This window comes from Polaribacter sp. HA6-7 (assembly GCF_055693625.1).
Window position 1 is genome coordinate 1,630,064 of the sequence record NZ_CM146338.1, and the last position, 21,415, is coordinate 1,651,478.

At 28.3% G+C, this 21,415-nt stretch carries 16 protein-coding genes and 6 pseudogenes; 10 read left to right on the forward strand and 12 right to left on the reverse strand.

Going from position 1 to position 21,415, the window contains the following annotated elements:
* Window positions 1–63 precede the first annotated feature (63 nt).
* Entirely contained in the window at window positions 64–1,002 is a 939-nt protein-coding gene (locus tag ACZ1HD_RS09050; RefSeq protein ID WP_079736688.1) for a hydrogen peroxide-inducible genes activator, read from the forward strand.
* 74 nt (window positions 1,003–1,076) lie between these two features.
* On the opposite strand, the gene ACZ1HD_RS09055 is transcribed toward ACZ1HD_RS09050, so the two are convergent.
* Window positions 1,077–2,696 (reverse strand): ABC-F family ATP-binding cassette domain-containing protein, encoded by a 1,620-nt coding sequence (locus ACZ1HD_RS09055; RefSeq protein ID WP_472687252.1) that lies wholly within the window; start codon window positions 2,694–2,696, stop codon window positions 1,077–1,079.
* A 186-nt stretch (window positions 2,697–2,882) separates the two neighbouring features.
* Here ACZ1HD_RS09055 and ACZ1HD_RS09060 point away from each other — a divergent pair, with 186 nt between their 5' ends.
* From ACZ1HD_RS09060 to ACZ1HD_RS09070, 3 genes and pseudogenes are all read left to right on the forward strand, one after another.
* Entirely contained in the window at window positions 2,883–3,095 is a 213-nt protein-coding gene (locus ACZ1HD_RS09060; RefSeq protein ID WP_472687253.1) for a hypothetical protein, read from the forward strand.
* Window positions 3,096–3,103: 8 nt separating this feature from the next.
* Window positions 3,104–4,276: a hypothetical protein gene (locus ACZ1HD_RS09065; RefSeq protein WP_472687254.1), complete on the forward strand. Its 1,173-nt coding sequence runs from the start codon at window positions 3,104–3,106 to the stop codon at window positions 4,274–4,276.
* Window positions 4,277–4,414: 138 nt separating this feature from the next.
* Window positions 4,415–6,251, forward strand: a pseudogene (locus ACZ1HD_RS09070) (DEAD/DEAH box helicase).
* A 54-nt stretch (window positions 6,252–6,305) separates the two neighbouring features.
* Here ACZ1HD_RS09070 and ACZ1HD_RS09075 read toward each other — a convergent pair.
* The 3 genes and pseudogenes from ACZ1HD_RS09075 to pheT all read right to left on the reverse strand — a co-directional run bounded on the left by ACZ1HD_RS09075 (window position 6,306) and on the right by pheT (window position 10,467).
* Window positions 6,306–6,924 (reverse strand): annotated as a pseudogene (locus tag ACZ1HD_RS09075) (LysE family translocator).
* Between the two features lie 38 nt (window positions 6,925–6,962).
* Complete coding sequence (locus ACZ1HD_RS09080) at window positions 6,963–7,994, reverse strand: quinone-dependent dihydroorotate dehydrogenase (RefSeq protein WP_472687255.1); 1,032 nt, start codon at window positions 7,992–7,994, stop codon at window positions 6,963–6,965.
* A gap of 48 nt (window positions 7,995–8,042) precedes the next feature.
* Window positions 8,043–10,467 (reverse strand): annotated as a pseudogene (pheT, locus tag ACZ1HD_RS09085) (phenylalanine--tRNA ligase subunit beta).
* 347 nt (window positions 10,468–10,814) lie between these two features.
* On the opposite strand from pheT, the gene ACZ1HD_RS09090 reads away from it, so the two are divergent.
* Together ACZ1HD_RS09090 and ACZ1HD_RS09095 are read left to right on the forward strand one after the other, a co-directional pair.
* Window positions 10,815–11,444: a hypothetical protein gene (locus tag ACZ1HD_RS09090; protein ID WP_472687256.1), complete on the forward strand. Its 630-nt coding sequence runs from the start codon at window positions 10,815–10,817 to the stop codon at window positions 11,442–11,444.
* 238 nt (window positions 11,445–11,682) lie between these two features.
* A pseudogene (locus tag ACZ1HD_RS09095) lies at window positions 11,683–12,807 on the forward strand (LTA synthase family protein).
* On the opposite strand, the gene ACZ1HD_RS09100 reads toward ACZ1HD_RS09095, so the two are convergent.
* The 6 genes and pseudogenes from ACZ1HD_RS09100 to ACZ1HD_RS09125 form a co-directional block, all read right to left on the reverse strand.
* Window positions 12,804–13,358: a phosphatase PAP2 family protein gene (locus ACZ1HD_RS09100; protein ID WP_375240376.1), complete on the reverse strand. Its 555-nt coding sequence runs from the start codon at window positions 13,356–13,358 to the stop codon at window positions 12,804–12,806. The pseudogene ACZ1HD_RS09095 and the gene ACZ1HD_RS09100 sit on opposite strands and share 4 nt — an antisense overlap.
* A 5-nt stretch (window positions 13,359–13,363) precedes the next feature.
* Window positions 13,364–14,518 (reverse strand): peptidylprolyl isomerase, encoded by a 1,155-nt coding sequence (locus ACZ1HD_RS09105; protein ID WP_472687257.1) that lies wholly within the window; start codon window positions 14,516–14,518, stop codon window positions 13,364–13,366.
* Between the two features lie 4 nt (window positions 14,519–14,522).
* On the reverse strand, window positions 14,523–15,251 hold the full coding sequence (locus ACZ1HD_RS09110) for an FKBP-type peptidyl-prolyl cis-trans isomerase (RefSeq protein ID WP_079736698.1): 729 nt from the start codon (window positions 15,249–15,251) through the stop codon (window positions 14,523–14,525).
* A gap of 9 nt (window positions 15,252–15,260) precedes the next feature.
* Entirely contained in the window at window positions 15,261–15,389 is a 129-nt protein-coding gene (locus ACZ1HD_RS09115; protein WP_472687258.1) for a hypothetical protein, read from the reverse strand.
* Window positions 15,390–15,394: 5 nt separating this feature from the next.
* On the reverse strand, window positions 15,395–15,793 hold the full coding sequence (locus ACZ1HD_RS09120; protein WP_472687259.1) for an FKBP-type peptidyl-prolyl cis-trans isomerase: 399 nt from the start codon (window positions 15,791–15,793) through the stop codon (window positions 15,395–15,397).
* Window positions 15,783–16,810, reverse strand: a pseudogene (locus tag ACZ1HD_RS09125) (DHH family phosphoesterase). Before ACZ1HD_RS09125 ends, ACZ1HD_RS09120 begins: the two are co-directional and overlap by 11 nt.
* A gap of 80 nt (window positions 16,811–16,890) precedes the next feature.
* On the opposite strand from ACZ1HD_RS09125, the gene ACZ1HD_RS09130 reads away from it, so the two are divergent.
* Both ACZ1HD_RS09130 and ACZ1HD_RS09135 read left to right on the forward strand, forming a co-directional pair.
* Window positions 16,891–17,922 (forward strand): alkaline phosphatase D family protein, encoded by a 1,032-nt coding sequence (locus ACZ1HD_RS09130; protein ID WP_472687260.1) that lies wholly within the window; start codon window positions 16,891–16,893, stop codon window positions 17,920–17,922.
* Window positions 17,923–17,972: 50 nt separating this feature from the next.
* Window positions 17,973–18,392 carry a nucleoside-diphosphate kinase gene (locus ACZ1HD_RS09135; RefSeq protein WP_077809436.1) on the forward strand — a complete coding sequence of 140 codons (420 nt, stop codon included), beginning with the start codon at window positions 17,973–17,975 and terminating at the stop codon, window positions 18,390–18,392.
* A gap of 71 nt (window positions 18,393–18,463) precedes the next feature.
* Here the strand turns inward: ACZ1HD_RS09135 and ACZ1HD_RS09140 are convergent, their stop codons facing one another.
* Complete coding sequence (locus ACZ1HD_RS09140) at window positions 18,464–18,760, reverse strand: DciA family protein (RefSeq protein ID WP_077809437.1); 297 nt, start codon at window positions 18,758–18,760, stop codon at window positions 18,464–18,466.
* Window positions 18,760–19,839, reverse strand: coding sequence for a DNA replication/repair protein RecF (recF, locus tag ACZ1HD_RS09145; RefSeq protein WP_472687261.1), 1,080 nt, complete (start codon window positions 19,837–19,839; stop codon window positions 18,760–18,762). The genes ACZ1HD_RS09140 and recF overlap by 1 nt, the downstream gene beginning before the upstream one ends.
* Before the next feature lie 114 nt (window positions 19,840–19,953).
* On the opposite strand from recF, the gene ACZ1HD_RS09150 reads away from it, so the two are divergent.
* Entirely contained in the window at window positions 19,954–20,721 is a 768-nt protein-coding gene (locus ACZ1HD_RS09150) for a tetratricopeptide repeat protein (protein WP_472687262.1), read from the forward strand.
* A 75-nt stretch (window positions 20,722–20,796) separates the two neighbouring features.
* A pseudogene (gene ribH / locus ACZ1HD_RS09155) lies at window positions 20,797–21,302 on the forward strand (6,7-dimethyl-8-ribityllumazine synthase).
* Window positions 21,303–21,415 lie beyond the last annotated feature (113 nt).

Genomic DNA, 21,415 nt, shown 5'->3' on the forward strand with positions numbered 1-21,415 from the left:
AAACCCCTTATTAGATAATAATTATTGATAGTTTTAATATCTTTATCAAAATTTCTTATATAAATGACTATTACTCAATTAAAATACGTTTTATCTGTTTCAGAATACCAAAATTTTACGGTAGCAGCAGAACATAGCTTTGTTACACAACCTACTTTAAGTATGCAAATACAAAAATTAGAAGATGAATTAGGCGTAAAAGTTTTTAATAGATCTAAAAAACCAATTGAACTAACAGAGGTTGGTAGAAAAATTGTAGAACAAGCTAAAGTTATTGTTGATGAAAGCAACCGAATTTTAGACATTGTACATCAACAAAAAGGATATATTGGTGGTGAATTTAAAATAGGAATTATACCTACAATTATGCCAACGTTGTTACCAATGTTCTTGCAAAATTTCACTAACAAATATCCGAAAGTAAAATTAATTATCGAAGAATTAACAACAGAAGATATTGTTAGAAAGTTAACTGACGGACATATAGATGCCGCAATTGCAGCAACACCCTTAGAAAATGAAGCAATAAAAGAAAGACCTTTATATTACGAACCATTTGTTGGTTTAGTGCCAAGAAACCACAGGTTATTTGATTCTAAACAAATTACCGCAGATGAGTTAGAAATGGAAGATATTTTGTTATTAGAAGATGGTCATTGTTTTAAAGACAGTGTTATTAATTTATGTAGAACTCATAAACAAGATAATAAAAAAGGTTTTCAATTAGAAAGTGGTAGTTTTGATACATTAATTAAACTATCTAAAGAAGGTTTGGGCATGACATTGTTACCTTATTTACATACTTTAGATTTAAACGCAACAGATAAAAGCCATTTAAGAGAATTTACAAATCCGCCACCAGCGAGAGAAGTAAGTTTAATTTATCATAAATCGCAATTAAAAATGCAATTAATAGAAGCTTTAAAGAAAACTATTGATGGTGTTGTTAGAGGTGCAATTTCATTTTCTGATGTAAAAATTATTAGTCCGTTAAAAAACTAACTTCAAAAATTCACATAAAAAAAGGAAACCAAATTAAATTGGTTTCCTTTTTTTATTTTGCTAATAAGCTATTCTTAAGAATACATCTTATCTCTTAATTCTTTAATTTTAGAATCTGATAAATATTCTTCGAAAGTCGTATATCTATCAATAACACCTTTTGGCGTTAACTCTATAATTCTATTTGCAACTGTTTGTGCAAACTCGTGATCATGCGTTGTAAATAAAACAGTCCCTTTAAAATTAATTAAAGCGTTATTTAAAGATTGAATAGATTCTAAGTCTAAGTGGTTGGTAGGTTCATCTAAAACTAACACGTTTCCTCTTTTCATCATCATTCTAGACAACATACAACGTACTTTTTCACCTCCGGAAAGCACATTACTTTTCTTTAAAGCTTCTTCACCAGAAAATATCATTTTCCCTAAGAAACCACGTAAAAACACTTCTTCTCTTTCTTCTTCTGTTTGGGCATACTGTCGTAACCAATCTACCAAATTTAAATTTCCATCTTGAAAAAAGCTAGAGTTGTCTAGTGGTAAATATGATTGCGTAGTTGTAACTCCCCAAGAAAATTTACCAGCATCTGCATCTTCATTTCCATTTATAATTTGATAAAAAGCTGTTACTGCTCTAGAGTTTTTAGAAATTACAGCTACTTTATCTCCTTTATTTAGATTGATATGAACATCATTAAATAATTTTTCTCCTTCAAATTCTTTAGATAAACCTTCTACATTTAAAATTTGATCACCAGCTTCTCTATCTCTATCAAAAATAATTGCTGGGTAACGTCTACTAGATGGTTTAATATCTTCAACATTTAATTTATCAATCATTTTTTTACGAGAAGTTGCTTGTTTAGATTTTGCAACGTTTGCAGAAAAACGACGGATAAATTCTTCTAATTCTTTCTTCTTATCTTCAGCTTTTTTGTTTTGTTGTGCTCTTTGTTTTGCCGCTAATTGGCTAGATTCATACCAAAAAGTATAGTTACCGGAGTAATGATTTATTTTTCCAAAATCTATATCAGAAATATGTGTACAAACAGCATCTAAAAAGTGTCTATCGTGCGATACAACAATTACTGTATTTTCAAAATTAGCTAAGAAGTTTTCTAACCAAGCAATCGTTTCGAAATCTAAATCGTTGGTTGGCTCATCCATTATTAACACATCAGGATTACCAAATAAAGCTTGTGCTATTAACACACGTACTTTTTGCTTACCATCTAAATCTTTCATTAAAGTGTAATGCAAATCTTCTTTTATACCTAGGTTAGAAAGCATTGCGGCAGCATTAGAATCTGCATTCCAACCATCCATTTCTTCAAAAACAATTTGAAGTTCTCCAATTTTTTCTGCATTTTCATCAGTATAATCTGCATACAAAGCATCAATTTGTTTTTTAATCTTAAACAAATCTTTGTTTCCCATTACTACGGTTTCTAATACCGGATACTCATCAAAAGCATAATGATCTTGCGTTAAAACAGACATACGTTTACCTGTTTCTAAGTGCACTTGACCGGAAGTTGGTTCTTGCACGCCGTAAATTATTTTTAAAAATGTAGATTTTCCGGCTCCGTTTGCTCCAATAATTCCATAACAATTTCCTTGAACGAATTTTGTATTAACTTCGTCGAACAAAATACGTTTTCCAAATTGAACAGATAAATTAGATACTGATAACATAAATAAGCTTTTTTGAATTTTGTGCAAAAGTACAAATTCCATTTTTCTTTTTACCCATAATCGCTAATACTTTTCTAAGTAAAAAATTGATTTCTAAATATTCTTTTAAACTATTTTAACAGTGAATTAACAACCTTACATTGTTCTAATTTCTACATTTGTATACTATATTTGCGTTTTATATATATGAGTAAAAATTACATATTAATTGCACCGCTTTTATTACTATTAGTAGCAATGCAAAGTTGTACAAATAGTGGCAATAACACCAATACTTATTTTGGTGGTAAAATTATAAACCCTAAAACTAAATTTGTTGTTTTATATGCAAACGATAAATTAATAGACACACTTACTTTAGACAAAAAAACAAGTTTCTTGGTACATTTAATAATTTAGATGAAGGTTTGTATTACTTTAAACATGGTAACGAAAACCAATACATTTATTTAGAACCAAAAGACAGTTTAATGTTGCGTTTAAATACTTGGGATTTTGATGAATCTTTAGTATTTGCAGGTAAAGGTGCAGAACGTAATAATATTTTAATTGATATTTTTCTTGAAGACGAAAATGAAAGAAAACTTTTTTATAAATTAAATAGGTTATCACCAAACAAATACCAAGAAAAAGTTGATTCTATTATTGATGTTAGATTAGAAACCTATAAGGAATATATTGAAAAACATCCTAATGAAACTGATAGCTATTTTAAAATACTTAAAACAGCATTAACTTATACTATTTATTCTAGAGCAGAAAGATATCCTACCAATCATGTTTATAGTTTAAGAAAAAAGGATTTCGAAATTAACTCTTCTTTTTATAATTACAGAAAAAATATAGAATACAATAACAATGATTTAATGTATTACACACCTTATGCAAGATACATTACTAATTATCTATATAATAAAACCTATGCTTTAGGTCATAAACCAAAGCAAGATAGTTTTACAACTGCTTTTACAGTAGATTTACTTAATACAATAGATAAAGAAATAAATTCAAAAGATTCTAAAAATGCTCTGCTTAAAAGAACCGTTTTAGATCATTTTTACAGAAAATCTAGTTGTAATATTAATAATGAATCGTTTGAATTATTTTTTAAGCTTTCTACAAATAAAGATGATATAAGATTAGTAAAAAATGTTTTAGAAGATAATAAGGTAATTCATAAAGGAGATAAAGTTAAAGGTTTTTCAATTTTTGATTTTACCAATCAATCAATAGATATCACAGATTTTACAAAAAATAAAAAATCTGTTCTATTATTTTGGAACAAAGAATATATGTCTAAATCTTTCTTAAGCTCTAGAATACCTTACTTACAGAAAAAATTTCCAAATTTAAATTTTGCTGTGATAGAGGTTGATGGTAACAATAACAATAGAATTAAAAATATTGATATTAAAAATCAATACTACATTAATTCAAGAGATTTAAAAGAAAATTTCCTTACAAGTAAAATGAACAGAACAATTCTTGTAAATAAAAACGGAATTGTTACTAATGGTTATGCCGCAATATCGTCTTATAACATTAATAATCAGCTTAAAGAACTAAGCAAAAACAATTAAACACTTAAAGACTTGCTATTAAGTTAATTTGATGTACCTTTGCACGATTTTAATTTTGAGGTAACTCATAGAAAATCAAGTCGAAATTTATAAATTGATTTGCAGGTGGGCGTTCTGTGAATCTACAAAAACACAGTAATGTCAACATTTTTAGAGTTAGGTTTAAAAGAACCTATAAACAAAGCATTAACAGATTTAGGTTACGAAAAACCAACTGTTATTCAAGAAAAAGCAATTCCACAAATTATTTCTTCTACAGACGATTTAAAAGCATTTGCACAAACAGGTACAGGTAAAACTGCAGCTTTTAGTTTACCAATTTTAGAACTTTTAGATTCTAATAGTAAAAATGTACAAGCAATTATTTTATCTCCAACAAGAGAACTTGCAGTACAAATTGGTAACAACATCAAAGACTTTTGTAAATATTTACCAGACGTAAAAGTAACTACAGTATACGGTGGTTCTAGTATGGAAGAACAAATTAGATCTTTAAAAAAAGGATCTCAGATAGTTGTTGGTACTCCTGGTAGAACAGTAGATTTAATCAATAGAAGAGCATTAAAATTAGGAAACGTTGAGTGGTTAGTTTTAGATGAAGCCGACGAAATGTTAAACATGGGTTTCAAAGATGAGTTAGATAGCGTTTTAGATGCTACACCAGAAACGAAACAAACATTGTTATTTTCTGCAACTTTTCCTAGAGAAGTAGAAGCTATTGCAAGAAACTACATGACAAAGCCAGTAGAAATTACTTCGGTGAAAAGAACCAAGGTTCTGATAATGTAAGTCATGAGTATTATGCAGTAACTGAAAGAACTCGTTATCCAGCATTAAAAAGAATCGCAGATTTAAATCCAAATATATATGCTATTATTTTTTGTAGAACTCGTAGAGAAACTCAAGAAGTAGCAGATAATTTAATTAAAGACGGTTATAATGCAGATTCTTTGCACGGAGATTTATCTCAAGGACAAAGAGATTCTGTAATGGGTAAATTCAGAAAAAAACAATTCAAATTTTGGTTGCAACAGATGTAGCAGCAAGAGGATTAGACGTTACTGAATTAACACACGTTATTAACCATAAATTACCAGACCAAGTAGAAAACTACAACCATAGAAGTGGTAGAACTGGTAGAGCTGGTAACAAGGGTATTTCTATAGTTTTAGTTAATGGTAAAGAAAAAGGAAAACTAAGACAAATAGAAAGAATAATAAAAAAGAAATTTGTTGAAGCTAAAGTGCCTTCGGTAAAGAAATTTGTCAGAATCAATTAATGCATTTAATCGATAAAGTTCAAAATATAGAAGTAAATGAAACTCAAATTAACGAGTTTTTACCAAGTATTTACGAAAAATTAGAATCTTTAGATAGAGAAGAGTTAATTAAAAAATTCGTTTCGTTAGAATTCAATACAATGTTGGCATACTACGAAAACGCTAAAGATTTAAACGATTTGTCTTCTAGAGATAACTCTAGAGCAAGATCTACTAATGAAAACATGACACGTTTTTTCATCAATATTGGTAGAAAAGACAATTTAAACCCAGGTAAATTAATTGGATTAATTAACGAGCAAAATATCGGTGATAAAATTGAAATTGGCGCTATAGATATTCTAGATACTTTCTCTTTCTTTGAAATTGATAAAAACTTCGAAGACAAAACTTTAGAAACTTTCTCTAGCAATCAACCTGATTTTGAAGGTAGATCTGTAAATGTAGAAGTTACTAAAAAAGAACGCTCTCGGTGGCGGAAGAAGAGGCGGACGTAAAAAATCTTTTGGTAAAAAAGATGGCGGTTTTGGTAGACGTAGAAATTCTGAAGGTTCTTCATCATCTTCTAGAAGAAGTGATTCTGGAAATAGAGGTCGTTCTGATAGACGTTCTTCTGATAGACCGGACAGAAGTTCTAGAAGTGGAGGAGATAGAAAAGCTTCTAGCGGATTCGGAAGAAAACGTAGAGAAAGCTAGATTATAAAATTTAAAAACCTTAAAAGCTCGTAAAATTAATTTTTTACGAGTTTTTTATTTATATAAAATTAAAAAAGCGATTAGTGTAAAAACAATTACTTGCATCCATTTTAGATAGAAACCTATTTTATTATTGAGTTTTATTTTTTCAGATATTTTTCCTGATAAAATTGCTATTCCGAGAAAAGATTACTAAAGAAACTAACATAAAAATTAAACCCAAAACATAAAATTGAATAACTGTACTTAATTGATCACTGAATAAAAACCCTGGAAAAAAGGCAAGAAAGAAAATGGTTACTTTAGGATTTAAAACATTCATGATAAATCCTTGCTTAAATAATTGTAGCGTAGATTTTTTTGGAATATTATTTTGTGAAAGTTCAATATTATCGTCAGATTTATAAACTTTATAAGCTAAATATAATAAGTAAATAGCTCCAAATATTTTAATTGTTAAGTAGACACTCTCCGACTCTTTAATTATTGCGGAAACTCCGAAAGCTAATAATGTCGTATGAATTAAACAACCACTTATCAAACCAAAAACAGTTGCTAAACCGTATTTTTTACCATTAACAATACTTTGAGTTAACACAAAAATATTATCAGGTCCTGGAGATAAAGCTAGCATAGAGGTTGCTATGGCAAACGAAAAAAGGGTTTCTATCATTTTATAAGTAAATCTGTATAATTTAATTATAAAAATAGTTAATTATTTAAAATAGCTTTATTTATTTTTTTGATTAAACTTGGTCCTTCATAAATAAATCCTGTATAAACTTGCACTAAATCTGCACCTGCGTTTAATTTTTCTAAAGCATCATCTGCAGAATGAATACCTCCTACTCCAATAATCGGTAAACTTTTATTAGAATTATCAGCTAAGTATTTAATTACTGCTGTACTTTGATTTTTTATAGGTTGACCACTAACCCCACCGTTGCCAATTTCATTTAACCTTTCTTTACTCGCTTTTAAATTATCTCTTTTAGTCGAAGTATTTGAGGCAATTACACCATCAATATTGGTCTCTGCAACTAACTCTATTATTTCATCTAATTGTACATTATTTAAATCCGGAGCAATCTTAAGCAGAATTGGTTTTTTAATGGTAAACTGGTTGCTCTTTTTTTGACATTCTGTAATCAATTCAACTAAATAATCTTTATCATTTAATTTAGCGTGACTTCCTACATTTGGACAACTAACATTTAAAACAAAATAATCTACAAAAGGATGTAATTCTGCAAAAACTTCTAAGTAATCTTTGGTATAATCTTCAGCAGAAGTAGTTGTATTTTTACCTATGTTACCACCAATTATTACTTTATGTTTATTCTTTTTTAAATTTTTTATTGCCTCTTCGACACCATCATTATTAAAACCCATTCTATTAATGATACCTTTATCATCCTTTAATCTAAAAAGTCTTTTTTTAGGGTTACCAACTTGTCCTTTTGGTGTAACTGTTCCTATTTCTATAAAACCGAAACCAAAATTTGCCAACTCATTATATAAAACTGCATTTTTATCGAAACCAGCAGCTAAACCTACAGGATTTTTAAAAGTTAATCCAAATAGATTACGTTCTAATTTTTTATCATTAATTTGATATACTTTTCTAAATAAAGGTGCTATCAAAGGGATTTTACATAAAAATCGAATTAGAGAAAATGTAAAGTAATGAACTTTTTCTGGATCAAATAAAAATAAAATAGGTCGTATAATTAATTTGTACATAAAATTAGGGTATAAAAAAAGCCCCAAATAACATGGAGCTTTTATAAATTATCTTAAAACAGCATTAAAATTCTTTTTGAAAGTTTGCTGAAGTTTTTGCATTATTTTGTCAATCTGTTTATCGGCTAACGTTTTTGTTTCATCTTGCAATAAAAAACTAACTGCATAAGATTTTTTACCTTCTGGTAGATTTTCACCTTCGTAAACATCAAATAAATCAACTTCTTTTAATAACTTTTTTCTGATTGAAAAGCAGCATTATAAAGCTCTTTAAATTCGGTTTTAGTATCTAATAATAATGCTAAATCTCTTTTTACAGCAGGAAACTTAGCCAAATCTGTAATTTTAATGTTTTTATTTCCAGTAATTTTTAAAATCGTATCCCAATTAAAATCTGCAAATAAAACCTCTTGTTTAATTCCGAATTCTTTTAATAAAGATCTTTTAACAACTCCAAATTCTACAAGTTTCATTTTACCTAAACTTAGGGTAATTCCTTCAGAAAAAACATCTAATTTAGAAGGCGTTGTTTTTAGTTTATCTACCCCTAACCTACCAAGAATGTTTGTGATTATACCTTTTAAGTAGAAAAAATCTGATTGCTTATTGTTCTGAACCCAAGTATCATTTGTTCTGTTACCAGTAACAAATAATGTTAGGTGTTTGTCTTCTTGATATTTATCATTGTATTTATGATAAGTTTTACCAAACTCATAAAACTTTAAAGCATTATTTTTTCTATTGATGTTGTAAGAAACAGACTCTAAACCACTAAATAATAAAGACTGACGCATCACCTTTAAATCATTACTTAATGGGTTTAACATTTCTACATTAGCTTCTTCATTTATATTTTCTGATAAAGTTACATAATGCGGTTTTGTTAAAGAATTTGCCATAGTTTCATTAAAACCTAAAGCAGATAATTGATTTGCTACAACATTTTCTATCTTAGAATCTTTATTAGAATCAAAAGAAATAGAAGTATTTAATTTATGAGAAAATTCGATATTGTTATAACCGTAAACTCTTAAAATTTCTTCTATAATATCTGCTTCTCTTTGAACATCTGTTCTGTAAAAAGGAATTGTTAATCCTAAACCACCTGCAGTTTCACTGTTAATTTTAATTTCTAATGAAGCTAAAATATTTTTAATTGTTTCTTTTGGTAGTTCTTGACCAATTAACCTGTATGCATTTTCGTAAGATAAAAACACTTGATAATCTTCTGCTTTTTCCGGATAGAAATCAGAAATATCAGATCCCATTTTTCCGCCAGCATATTCTTCAATTAACAAAGCAGCTCTTTTTAAAGCATATTCTGTCATATTAATATCGATTCCTCTTTCGAAACGGAAAGAAGCATCTGTATTTAAAGCATGTCTTTTAGCTGTTTTTCTAACAGAAACCGGATTAAAATATGCACTTTCTAAGAAAATTGAAGTTGTATTTTCTGTTACACCGATTTACTTCCTCCAAATACCCCTGCAATACAAAGCGGATTTGAATCTGCATCACAAATCATAATATCTTCTGATGACAATTCTCTTTCTACATCATCTAGTGTTGTAAACTTTGTTCCTTCTTCTAAGGTTTTAACTAAAACTTTATTTCCTTTTATTTTCTGAGCATCAAAAGCATGTAAAGGCTGTCCTAATTCATGTAAAACATAATTTGTTATATCTACAATATTGTTTTTAGGCGTTAAACCGATTGCTTTTAATCTATTCTGAATCCACTCCGGAGAATCTTTAACAGTTACATCTGTAATTGTAATACCGCAATATCTAGGAGCTTGTTCTTTGTTTTCTACTTCAACATCAAAACGGAGTGTTCTTTCATCAACATGAAAATCACTTACAGAAGGAGAAATTAATTCTAAATTAATTTCCTGCTGCATTAAACCCGCTCTTAAATCTCTAGCAACACCAAAATGGCTCATCGCATCAGATCTATTTGGAGTTAAACCAATTTCAAAAATTTGATCTATTTCTATATTAAAAACTTCTGCAGCTGGTGTTCCTGTAGTAAGAGTTTCATCTAAAATCATAATACCATCGTGCCCAGAACCTAAACCTAGTTCGTCTTCGGCACAAATCATTCCATGACTTTCTTCTCCTCTAATTTTACCTTTTTTTATTTTAAACCCTTCTCCTTTATCATCATATAAAGTAGTACCAATAGTTGCAACAGGTACTTTTTGACCAGCAGCTACATTTGGTGCACCACAAACAATTTGTACAGGTTCTCCGTTACCTAAATCTACTGTAGTTACTTTTAATCTATCTGCATTTGGGTGTTGCACACATGTTAAAACTTCACCAACAACAATACCTTGTAAGCTTCCTTTAATAGATTCTTTAGTTTCTATTCCTTCTACTTCTAGACCTAAATCAGTTAATAATTCGCCTGTTTTAACAGCATCCCAATCTGTTTGTAAAAACTGTTTTAACCAATTGTATGATATTTTCATATTCCTTTTTTCGGGTTTATAAGCTGCAAATTTAACTATTTTTATCGTTTTTTAAGTCCATTTTCTACTTAAAAGACGTAAGTTTATTCACAATAAACATAATATTTAATTCTGTTGAATTTGAAGAAATGGAATCTACATTTTATATTTTTTTAATCTTCTGTATTTCATAGAATAAACTAAAAATTAAATCATGTTTATTTATTATAAATTTTGATGAATCAAAATTCATCAGTAAAAATATTTCACTAAATTATTTTTTAAACACAGGATAGGCCAAGTTTTTGAAAACATTTATAAATTTATTAGTAACCGAAAAACAATATATTTGCAGTTAAAAAAATATAATGTTCAAAAGAATACCAAACTATATTAAGTATATTTTCACTCATCTTATTTTTCTGTTTGCTTATATATTTTTCTTTAGAATTTTATTTTACTTTTTATTTTCCGAGTTAGATAATATTGCAATTAGTGAAGTAAGAAAGGGTTTCTTTTTAGGAGCACGTTTCGATTTAAAATTAGCTGTAATTACAATTTTTCCGATAGCTATTTTAGTATTAATAACCAACTATAATTTTTTTAGTAAAAAAATATTCAAAATTATTGCAAATATTTATTTCTTAATTGGTTATGTAATTTTAACGCTATTCTTTTTATTCGATTTTGGGTATTATGACTATTTAAACATTAGGCTAGACGCATCTTCTTTACGCTTTTTAAGCAATTTAAAAATTTCTAGTAAGGTTTTAATAGAAAGCTACCCTATTTATAAAGGTTTAATTGGGCTATTATTACTTTGTGTTGCTGTCTTTTGGTTTTCTAAATTTATTTACAACTCATTTACAACTCAAAAAACTCTTATTACTAACAAAATTAAATCACTTTATTTTATTGTAACATTTTTAATTCTTTCTTTCGGAATTTATAATAGTTTTACTCACTATCCGCTTCGATGGAGTCAAGCTTTTTTCTAAAAATAATGCAGTAAATCAATTTACTTTAAATCCTGTTTTATATTTTTTTGACAGTTTTGCCTACAGAAGTGAAGGCGTAAATATGAAAGAATTCAACAAATATTACCCTGTAATTTCTAAGCACTTAAAATTACCAAAAGATTCAATATCATTTTCTAGAAAAGTAAATTTTGAAACGACTTTTAAAGAGAAACCAAATGTAATTATTGTTATGTTAGAATCCGTTGGTGTTAAACCAATGAGCTATTATGGTAACCCAATAAAAAGCACACCTATTTTAGATTCTTTACTTCAAAAAAGCATCAGTTTTCCTAATTTTTATGTACATAAATCGGAACAGCTGCTAGTGTCTTTGCAAGTGTAACAGGTTTACCGAGATGTCGAAAATATTAGAACAGCTTCTAGAAACCCTCTTTTACAAGACCAAAGAATTCTTTTTGATCAGTTTACAGATTATGAAAAATTATATTTTTTAGGCGGAAGTGCAAATTGGGCAAACATTAGAAGTATTTTTCAATCGAATATTAAAGGTTTAAAAATTTTTGAAGAAGGAAGCTATGAAACTGAAAACAGAGCAGATGTTTGGGGAATTGATGATTATGAATTGTTTAAAGAAGCTAATAAAGAGTTAGAAAAAATATCTAAAAAAGGCAAACCCTTTGTAGCTTATATACAAACAGCAACAAATCATATGCCTTTTACAGTACCTGATGCTAAGGAGAGTTATAAACCTTTAAAAGAGAATGATATTTCTAAAAATCAATTAGAAAAAAGCGGATTTAAATCTGTAGATCAATTAAATGCTCTTAGATATCTAGATTTTAATGTGGGTAGATTTCTAAAAAGAGCTAAAGAATCTGGTTATTATGATAATACAATTTTTGCATTTTTTGGTGATCATAATACTGCTATGACAAAAACAGATTTGTATTCTAAAGAATATGATTTAAATATTCAATCGCAACATGTACCTTTTTTAATTCACGCGCCTAAATATGTAAAGCCGAGAGTTATTAAAAAGAATGGTAAATTAATTGACTTATTTCCTACTTTAATTAGTTTAGCTAAAATAGAACACACAAACTATACTTTAGGAAATAACCTTTTAGATAGCACCTACACAAATAGTAACTCTTTTGTATACCTTGGTATAAAAGGAGAACCTGCTGTAGGAATAATTGAAGACAGTTTGTATTACTATAAAACGACCATTACAAAATCTAATGGTTTGTATAATTTAAAAGAAAAATCACTAACAGATTTAAAAGATAATTTACCAAGAAAAACTAGAGAATTAGACAGTTTACTTAGTGCTTATTATAACGCTACTAAATACTTATATTTTAATAATAAAAAAGACTAACTAAAAATCTTTTTATCTAACTTATTAAATAAGTAAAAATAAATTTTTGCAAAAGTGATTCCGATTAGAATTCCTACTAAAATGTCTATTGGATAATGAATACCCAAATACAATCTACTATAAGCAAATATCATTGGAAATAATAACAAAAAGTACACATGTTTGTACGCATCTTTTAGCAATAAAATAACAAATACAGTAAAGAAAGTAGATGTTGTTGCATGACCAGACATAAAACTAAAGCTTTGCGGACTTATTAATGTTCTAAGCTGATATTTTATAGTTATATCGTTATTAGGTCTTATTCGTTGTACAGAATTTTTAATTAGATTGGTAAATTGATCTGAAAATGCTACTAAAATAATCATCGCCAATAAAACGAATCCTCCTTTTTTCCAACCAAATTTTTTAATTACCAAAAACATAATTAAAAGAAATAAAGGAATCCAGTTTCGTTGATCTGTTACAGTCAACCAAAACGGATCCCAATATTCATTTCCTAAATTATTTAGAAAAATTAGTAATTCTTTGTCTTTTTGAATAATATTCATAAAACTTACTTACCAATTTTTAGAACTTCAACCTCAAAAACCAAATCAGATTTTGCAGGAAAAGGCCCAAATTTTATATCACCAAAACCAATAGTATATGGTATAAAGAACCTTGCTTTTTCACCTTGTCTCATAGTCAAAATACCTTCTTTCAATCCACTTATCATAGGTCTAGCTTCATCATTTAAATCAAAAACTATAGGATTACCAACATCACTAGAAGATTGCATTCTTGTACCATCTGCAATGTAAAGAGTATAATTTACTGTAACAGATTTATTAGGGTTTACCTTTTTACCGTTCGTTTCTTTTAGTTTTAATATACGTAAACCTGTACCTGTTTTAGTTGCTTCAGATTCTTCCTTTTCAATTAAAAATTCTTTTTTAGCTTTTAAATATTTAGCATATCTCTTTTCTTCTAGAATTTTTTCTTGTTCTAGTTTTTCTTTTTGAGATTTATTAAAATTTTCAACTTCTCTATCAAAAACTTCTGCAGCATTAAAATTCTCTGCAAAATCACCTATTCTGATAATATTTATAGTTTTTATAGTATCGTTTTGAACTATACTATTAACTACTAACATTCTTGTAGAATCTATTGCTTTTACTAATTGTAAAGAATCAGAATGTTTTTGTTGAAGTTTTTTTAATTCAAAAGGGTTCACAACAGTTTTTCCAAAAACACTGTGTTTACCATCTAAATGCGGAATTGGTCTATGTGTTATAAAAAATTGACTATTATTTGTTGTTGGACCTCCATTAGCCATAGAAAGCACACCTTGATCGTCGTGCTTATACAAAACATCTCCATTTTGATCTCTCGGAAATTCGTCACCAAAAAGATATCCTGCACTTTTTCTACCATCTGGTGTAAATCCGCCACCTTGAATTACAAAATTAGGCACAACTCTATGAAAAATTATACCTTCATAAAAGTTTTTACCTTTTAAAGAATCGGCTAATCTGCTATTTGTACCCTCAACTAAAGCAACAAAATTCGCTACAGTTTTGGGTACATTTTCTGCATGTAATTCTAATAAAATATTTCCTTTATTGGTTTCTATTTCTGCATACAAACCGTTGTCTAAATCTTTATACTTTTGAGTATTACAAGATGTTAGAACAATCAATAATAAAGAAACTATGAAAAAATTTTTCATTCTATTATTTTAAAACTTCTAATAATTCGATTTCGAAAATTAATGTAGAAAAAGGCTTGATATTTTCTCCTCTTTGCTGCACACCATATGCTAATTCTTGTGGAATAAAGAATTTATACTTTGCTCCTTCTTTCATTAACTGCACACCTTCTGTCCATCCTTTAATTACTTGATTTAAACCAAATTCTGCTGGTGTACCTCTATCTACAGAACTATCAAAAACTTTACCATCTAAGTTAGTACCATGATAATGAACTTTTACTCTAGAGTTTGGTCCTGCTGGTTTTTCTCCTTTACCTTCTTTTAAAACGATGTATTGAATACCACTTTCTGTAGTTTTTACACCTTCCTTATTTTTATTTTCTGCTAAAAATTCTTCTCCTGCTTTTTTGTTTTCTCCAAACTTAGCCATTGCTTCTTTTTCTGCTTTTGCTTGCATTTCTTTCATTTGAGCTTCTTGCTTCTTCTGAAAGTATGAACTTAAGACTTTTTGAATATCTTTATTCTCAATTAATAAATTTGTAGAGTCTAAACCATTTCTAATACCTTGTGCTAATAAATCTTTATCTACTTCACTAAAATTAGATTTTAATTGACCGGACATACTTAAACCAACTGCATAACTAACAGAGTCTAATTCTGTTTCTAAAGAACTAACTTCTTTTACTTGGTTACCACAAGAAAACATAGATACTGTAATTGCTACTGCTGCTAAATTTTTTACAATTTTCATTTTTATAAATTATTTAATGTTTATTAATTTTACGTTACTTTTAATTGTTTTGTTCATTTCTATTTTGTTGCCATCTCCAGTAATACCAAAAGCATTATAAGACGGAATAACAAATGTAATTGTTTCTCCTATTTTCATCAACTTTATTCCTTTTTGAATTCCGAAATAAAATCTTCTTTATCTACTCGGTAAGTTTTTACACCTAATTCTTCTTTAGAATAAATTATTGAGTCGTTCAAATCTCTAATATCGTATTCTATCTCTACAACATCACCTGTTTTTGGTGAAATGGTATCTGTTAAATTTTTATTTTTATATGTGTACCAAAATCCGTTTGATGAATTTTGATAAACCTTAAGAGAATCTTTTCTAATAAAATCTAAAATCTTTTCATCTTCATATTTCGCCATTTTTTTAGCCGTTTCTATATTATCTTGAAAGATAGTTGTGCTTGCCTTCGGATTAATAGGTCTTCTTGGTTGTGGTTTAGAACAACCTAAAATCAATAGTAAGAAAATAATAAAATAGAAATTAGTCTTCATAAGAGGTTTTTAATTCAGTTTTATATTTTGGTAATAGCGCTTTAAATTCTTCTATAATTTCTTCTATAGAACCGAAAACCTTCCTCCTGCTGCATTATCATGTCCGCCACCATCAAAATGATTTCTAGCAAATTTGTTTACAGAGAATTTGCCTTTAGATCTAAACGAAATTTTAATAATATTTTGCTCTTTATCTTCAATAAAAATTGCTGCAAAAATTATTCCTTTTAAAGACAAAGCATAATTTACAACACCTTCTGTGTCTCCTTTCTGAAAATCAAATTTTTTCTTTTCGTCTTCGGTTAACGTAATAAAGGCGGTTTTAAATTCTGGTAATATTTGTAAATTTGTTAGTGCTTGTCCTAATAATAATAATCTTCCGTAAGAATTAGAATCGTAAACGTTGTTATGTATTTTATCGTTTTTGGCTCCTTTGTCAATAAGATTTGCAATAATTCTGTGAGTAGTACTTGTTGTAGATCTAAATCTAAAAGAACCTGTATCTGTCATGATACCAGTATACAAACAAGTAGCAATATCTTTATCAATTAAATCTAAATCATTGTTCATTTCTATAAATTGATACACCATTTGACATGTAGAACAAATTGTAACATCAGAATACATATATTTTACATCGTCTGGTTGCTGATGATGATCTATCATTGCAAAATCATTAGGATACTTTTCTAATGTATTCTGCATGTCGTTACCAACTCTGTGTAAAGCATTAAAATCTAATAAAAATATAATTTCTGATGCTTCTATAGCTTTTTTAGATTGAGAGTTTTGCCAATCGAAACGATACGTGTTTTTAGAACCAGGTAGCCAATGTAAAAAATCCGGATACTCATTTGGTACAACAACTGTTGGTTTATGACCTTTTTTTCTAAATAATGTAATAAGCCTAAAGTAGAACCCATTGCGTCTCCGTCTCGGGTTTCTATGACCAATAATTACAATATTTCTTGGTTCTGATAAAAACGTTTTTAACTCTTCAAATCCTTTTAAAATCATATGTGGCGAATATACAATTTAATAACATTGTTCAAAATAAAAATTAATTTACATTTGTTTAAAACTCAAACCTATTTAAAGTGAAATTAATTATTAAATATTATTATTTTATCTGTGCTTTATTTATTTTTTCATGTACATCAACTGGCACAATCATCGAAAATGAAACAAACGATTTTACAATTGCTTTTGGATCTTGTAACAAACAATATGTAGAAAATGTACTTTGGAAAGAAATTAAAAAAAACAAACCTAATTTATGGATTTGGGGCGGAGATAATATTTATGCAGACACTCATAATTTAGCAAAGCTTAAAGAAGATTATGCAACTCAAAAAAATCAAAAAGGGTATTTAGATTTAGTTAAAAATATTCCCGTTATGGCTACTTGGGATGATCATGATTACGGAGTTAATGATAGTGGTGTAGAATCGCCAAATAAAATAGAAGCTCAAAAAGCTTTTTTAGATTTTTTTAATGTAGATACTAATGATTCTCGCAGAAATCGAAAAGGAATTTATCATACTGAAACTTTTAAGACAGCAAAAGGTGCAATAAAAGTATTTACTTTAGATACACGATATTTTAGAACTGCCTTAACAGACGACAACGATACTAAAAAAAGATACAAGCCAAATACATATGGCAAAGGCACAGTTTTAGGCGATCAACAATGGGAATGGTTAACCAAAGAACTAAAAAACTCTAATGCAGAATTCAATATTATTGTTAGCAGTATACAAGTATTATCTCAAGAACATGGTTACGAAACTTGGGGTAATTTTCCGCATGAAGTAGACAAATTAAAGCAAACAATAAAAGATAGTAAAGCAAAGGGTGTTTTATTACTTTTCGGCGACAGACACATTTCTGAGTTTTCTAAAACAGAAGTAAAAGATTTAAACTATCCTTTAATCGATTTTACTTCTAGTGGATTAACACATTCTTACAAAAATTTTAGTGGTGAAGAAAATAAAAATAGAGTTCTTAATGTTGTATCAGAAATAAGTTATGGTTTGTTAAAATTTGATTTTGACACTCATAAAATTACAATGGAAATGCGTGGTAAAAACAATAAATTGTTACAAGAACTTTATCAAATCTATCCATAACTTGCTATTAATATTAAAAAGTGTACTTTTGCAAAAATTTAAAAATTACAATGGCAACAAATAGAACATTTACAATGCTTAAACCAGATGCTGTAGAAAACGGTCACACTGGTGCTATCTTAGACAAAATTAACGCTGCAGGCTTTAGAATAGTAGCTTTAAAGAAAACTCAAATGACTAAAGCAGACGCAGAAACTTTTTATGCTGTGCATAACGAGCGTCCGTTTTTTGGTGAGTTAGTAGAATTTATGACTCGCGGACCAATTGTAGCTGCAATTTTAGAAAAAGAAAATGCAGTAGAAGACTTTAGAACTTTAATTGGTGCAACAAACCCAGCAGATGCTGCAGAAGGTACAATTAGAAAATTATATGCAACTTCTATGGGAGAAAATGCTGTACATGGTTCTGATTCTGATGAAAACGCAGAAATTGAAGGAAACTTTCACTTTTCCGGAAGAGAGCAATTTTAATAAGAATTTTTAGAAATTCTTAGTCTAAAAATATATTTAGAAAACTCGTAACTTAATTGTTACGAGTTTTTTTATACCAACATTACTTTAGAGATTACATCTTCACCAATCTCTTCATTTAACATTTTAGCAATTTTATCTTTACCATAACTCAACTCTTCTCTCAAAACAGAAGAAGTCAATTGTACAACAAGCGTTTTATTTTGTAATTTAACAGATGTTGTATGATTTGCAACTCCTGGCCCCATCATTTTGGTCCAAGATTCTTCAATTTTAATCTTTTGCATTCCTTTTGTCAAATTGTTTTCTTTGATAAAAAGTTGCATTAAATCTTCAATAGAAAAAGAATCATTTTCTCTTTTAGACATTATAATTTAAATATTTGATAAGGTTTATTACTTTGTTTTACGATGTTTTCTGTTCTTTCAGAATGTGTATCTGTTATAAAAATTTGTCCAAATTCATCATTATTTACTAAATTGATAATTTGCAACACTCTACTTTCATCTAATTTATCAAAAATATCATCTAGCAATAAAATAGGTGTTAAGCTAGCTTGTTGCTTTATAAACTCGAACTGCGCAAATTTTAAAGCGATTAAATAGGACTTTTGTTGCCCTTGTGAGCCAAATTTTTTAATAGAATAATTTCCTATCTCGAAACTTAAATCGTCTTTATGTATACCAGATGTAGTATACTGTATTATTTTATCTTTATCTAAAGATTTCTGAAATAATTCTTTTAAAGAAAAATCGTGTAACTGACTTTTATAAACCAAGTTTACATGTTCTTTATCATCAGAAATTATTTGATATTTCTCATTAAAAATAGGAATAAATTTTTCTAAAAAAGCTTTTCTAACCTCATAAATTCTTGAACCGTATTCACATAATTGCTCATCATATACATTTAAATTTAATGCATCAAAAGTTCTATTAGCGGCAAAATACTTTAACAAGGCGTTTCTTTGACTCAGTATTTTATTATATGCAATTAGGTCTTTTAAATATCTTTTATTTTGCTGCGAAATAACACCATCTATAAATTTTCTTCTTGTATCACTACCTTCTGTTACTAAATCTCTATCAGCAGGTGAAATTATTACTAAAGGTAATTGCCCAATATGATCAGAAAACTTGTCGTAATTTTTACCATTTCTCTTTAAAACCTTCTTTTGACCTTTTTTTAAACTACATACAATCTTTTCATTTCTGTCGTTTAAATTGTAATCGCCTTCGATCATAAAAAAAGATTCTCCGTGTCTAATATTCTGTGTTGCGACAGAATTAAAGTAACTTTTTGCAAAAGACAAATAATAAATAGCATCTAAAACATTTGTTTTACCAACACCATTATTACCAACAAAACAATTTATTTTTTGCTGAAAATCAAAAGATTGCGATTCGATATTTTTAAAATTAACTAAAGAAAGTTTTTGTAAATACATGAATAAGTTTTGTTCTTTAAAAAGAATTGCAAATTATTGAAAATTTTGCGAAATATGTGCTTTTAAAATCCAATTAAAAAAACTATTTTTGTCGCCACTAATTTTAAACTAAGCATGGCTACATACAAGAAAAAATATAAACCAGAAGGTAAAAAAGAGCAACAACAATTTGATGATTCTGAATTTGAAACAGCTGGAGTTTTAAACACTTTAGACGAAACTGCTTCTAAATCTGAACAATGGATAGAAAAAAATAGCAAGCCGTTATTTTACTCTTTAATTGCAGTAGTTGTTTTATTTTTAGCTTACCTAGGTTATAATAATTACATTTCTGAACCAAACGAATTAGAAGCTTCTAACGAATTGGCTTTTCCTAGAAAATACTACGACATGGCTTCTACAGCTGGTTCTGGTATCGATTCTTTATTAAATTTAGGTTTAGAAGGTGCAGATGGTAAATATGGTTTCTTAGACATCGCTGATAATTATAGCGGAACAAACGCTGGAAATTTAGCTAATTACTATGCAGGTGTTTCTTATTTAGAAATGAAGCAGTATGATAAAGCAATAAATCATTTAGAAAAATTTGATTCTGATGATGAAATGTTAGGTCCTATTACTCTAGGTGCAGTTGGTGATGCTTTTGCAGATATTAACCAACCAGAACAAGCTTTAGAATACTACGAAAAAGCAGCAAATAAAAAAGACAACGAATTTACAACTCCTTTATTTTTATATAAAGCAGGTATAACTGCTATGGAAATAAAAGAGTTTGATAAAGCAACTTCTTTATTTACAAAAATAAAAGACAATTATCCAACATCAGATCAAGGTCTTAATGTTGATAAATTTATTAATGCTGCAAAATACTCTGAACAATAGTTCTAAGTAATAACAGTAACAATTTGCAGTAAGTAGTTTTATAAATACTGCATACTTAACTGAATACTGACTTAAATGGCAACAACAAACTTATCTTATTACGATAAAGCTACAATCCCAAATGCGAAATCTTTTCGATTTGGGATTGTTGTTTCTGAATGGAATCCGAAATCACAAAAAACCTACAACAAGGTGCAATAGAAACTTTTTTAGACTGTGGTACTTCTAAAGAAAATATAATTTCTTGGGATGTTCCTGGAAGTTTCGAATTGGTTTACGGTTGTAAAAAAATGATTGAATCTGAACAAGTAGATGCAATTATTGCAATTGGTAATGTTATACAAGGCGAAACAAAACACTTCGATTTTGTATGTGAAGGTGTAACACAAGGTATTGTAGACTTAAATATTAAATACGATGTGCCTGTAATCTTTTGTGTATTAACAGACAATACAAAGCAACAATCTATCGATAGATCTGGTGGTAAACTAGGTAATAAAGGTATAGAATGTGCTGTTGCTGCAATAAAAATGGCTGCTATAAAAAATATAGACAGAAAAAGCGAAAGCATAGGTTTTTAAGAATTGTTTTAACATCATTTTTAGTAAGTTTCCTTTAATTTAATTAAATTTGGAATCCTTTTTCAATTGGTATTAAAATTGATTTACTCTAAAATCTATTCATCAATTATTAC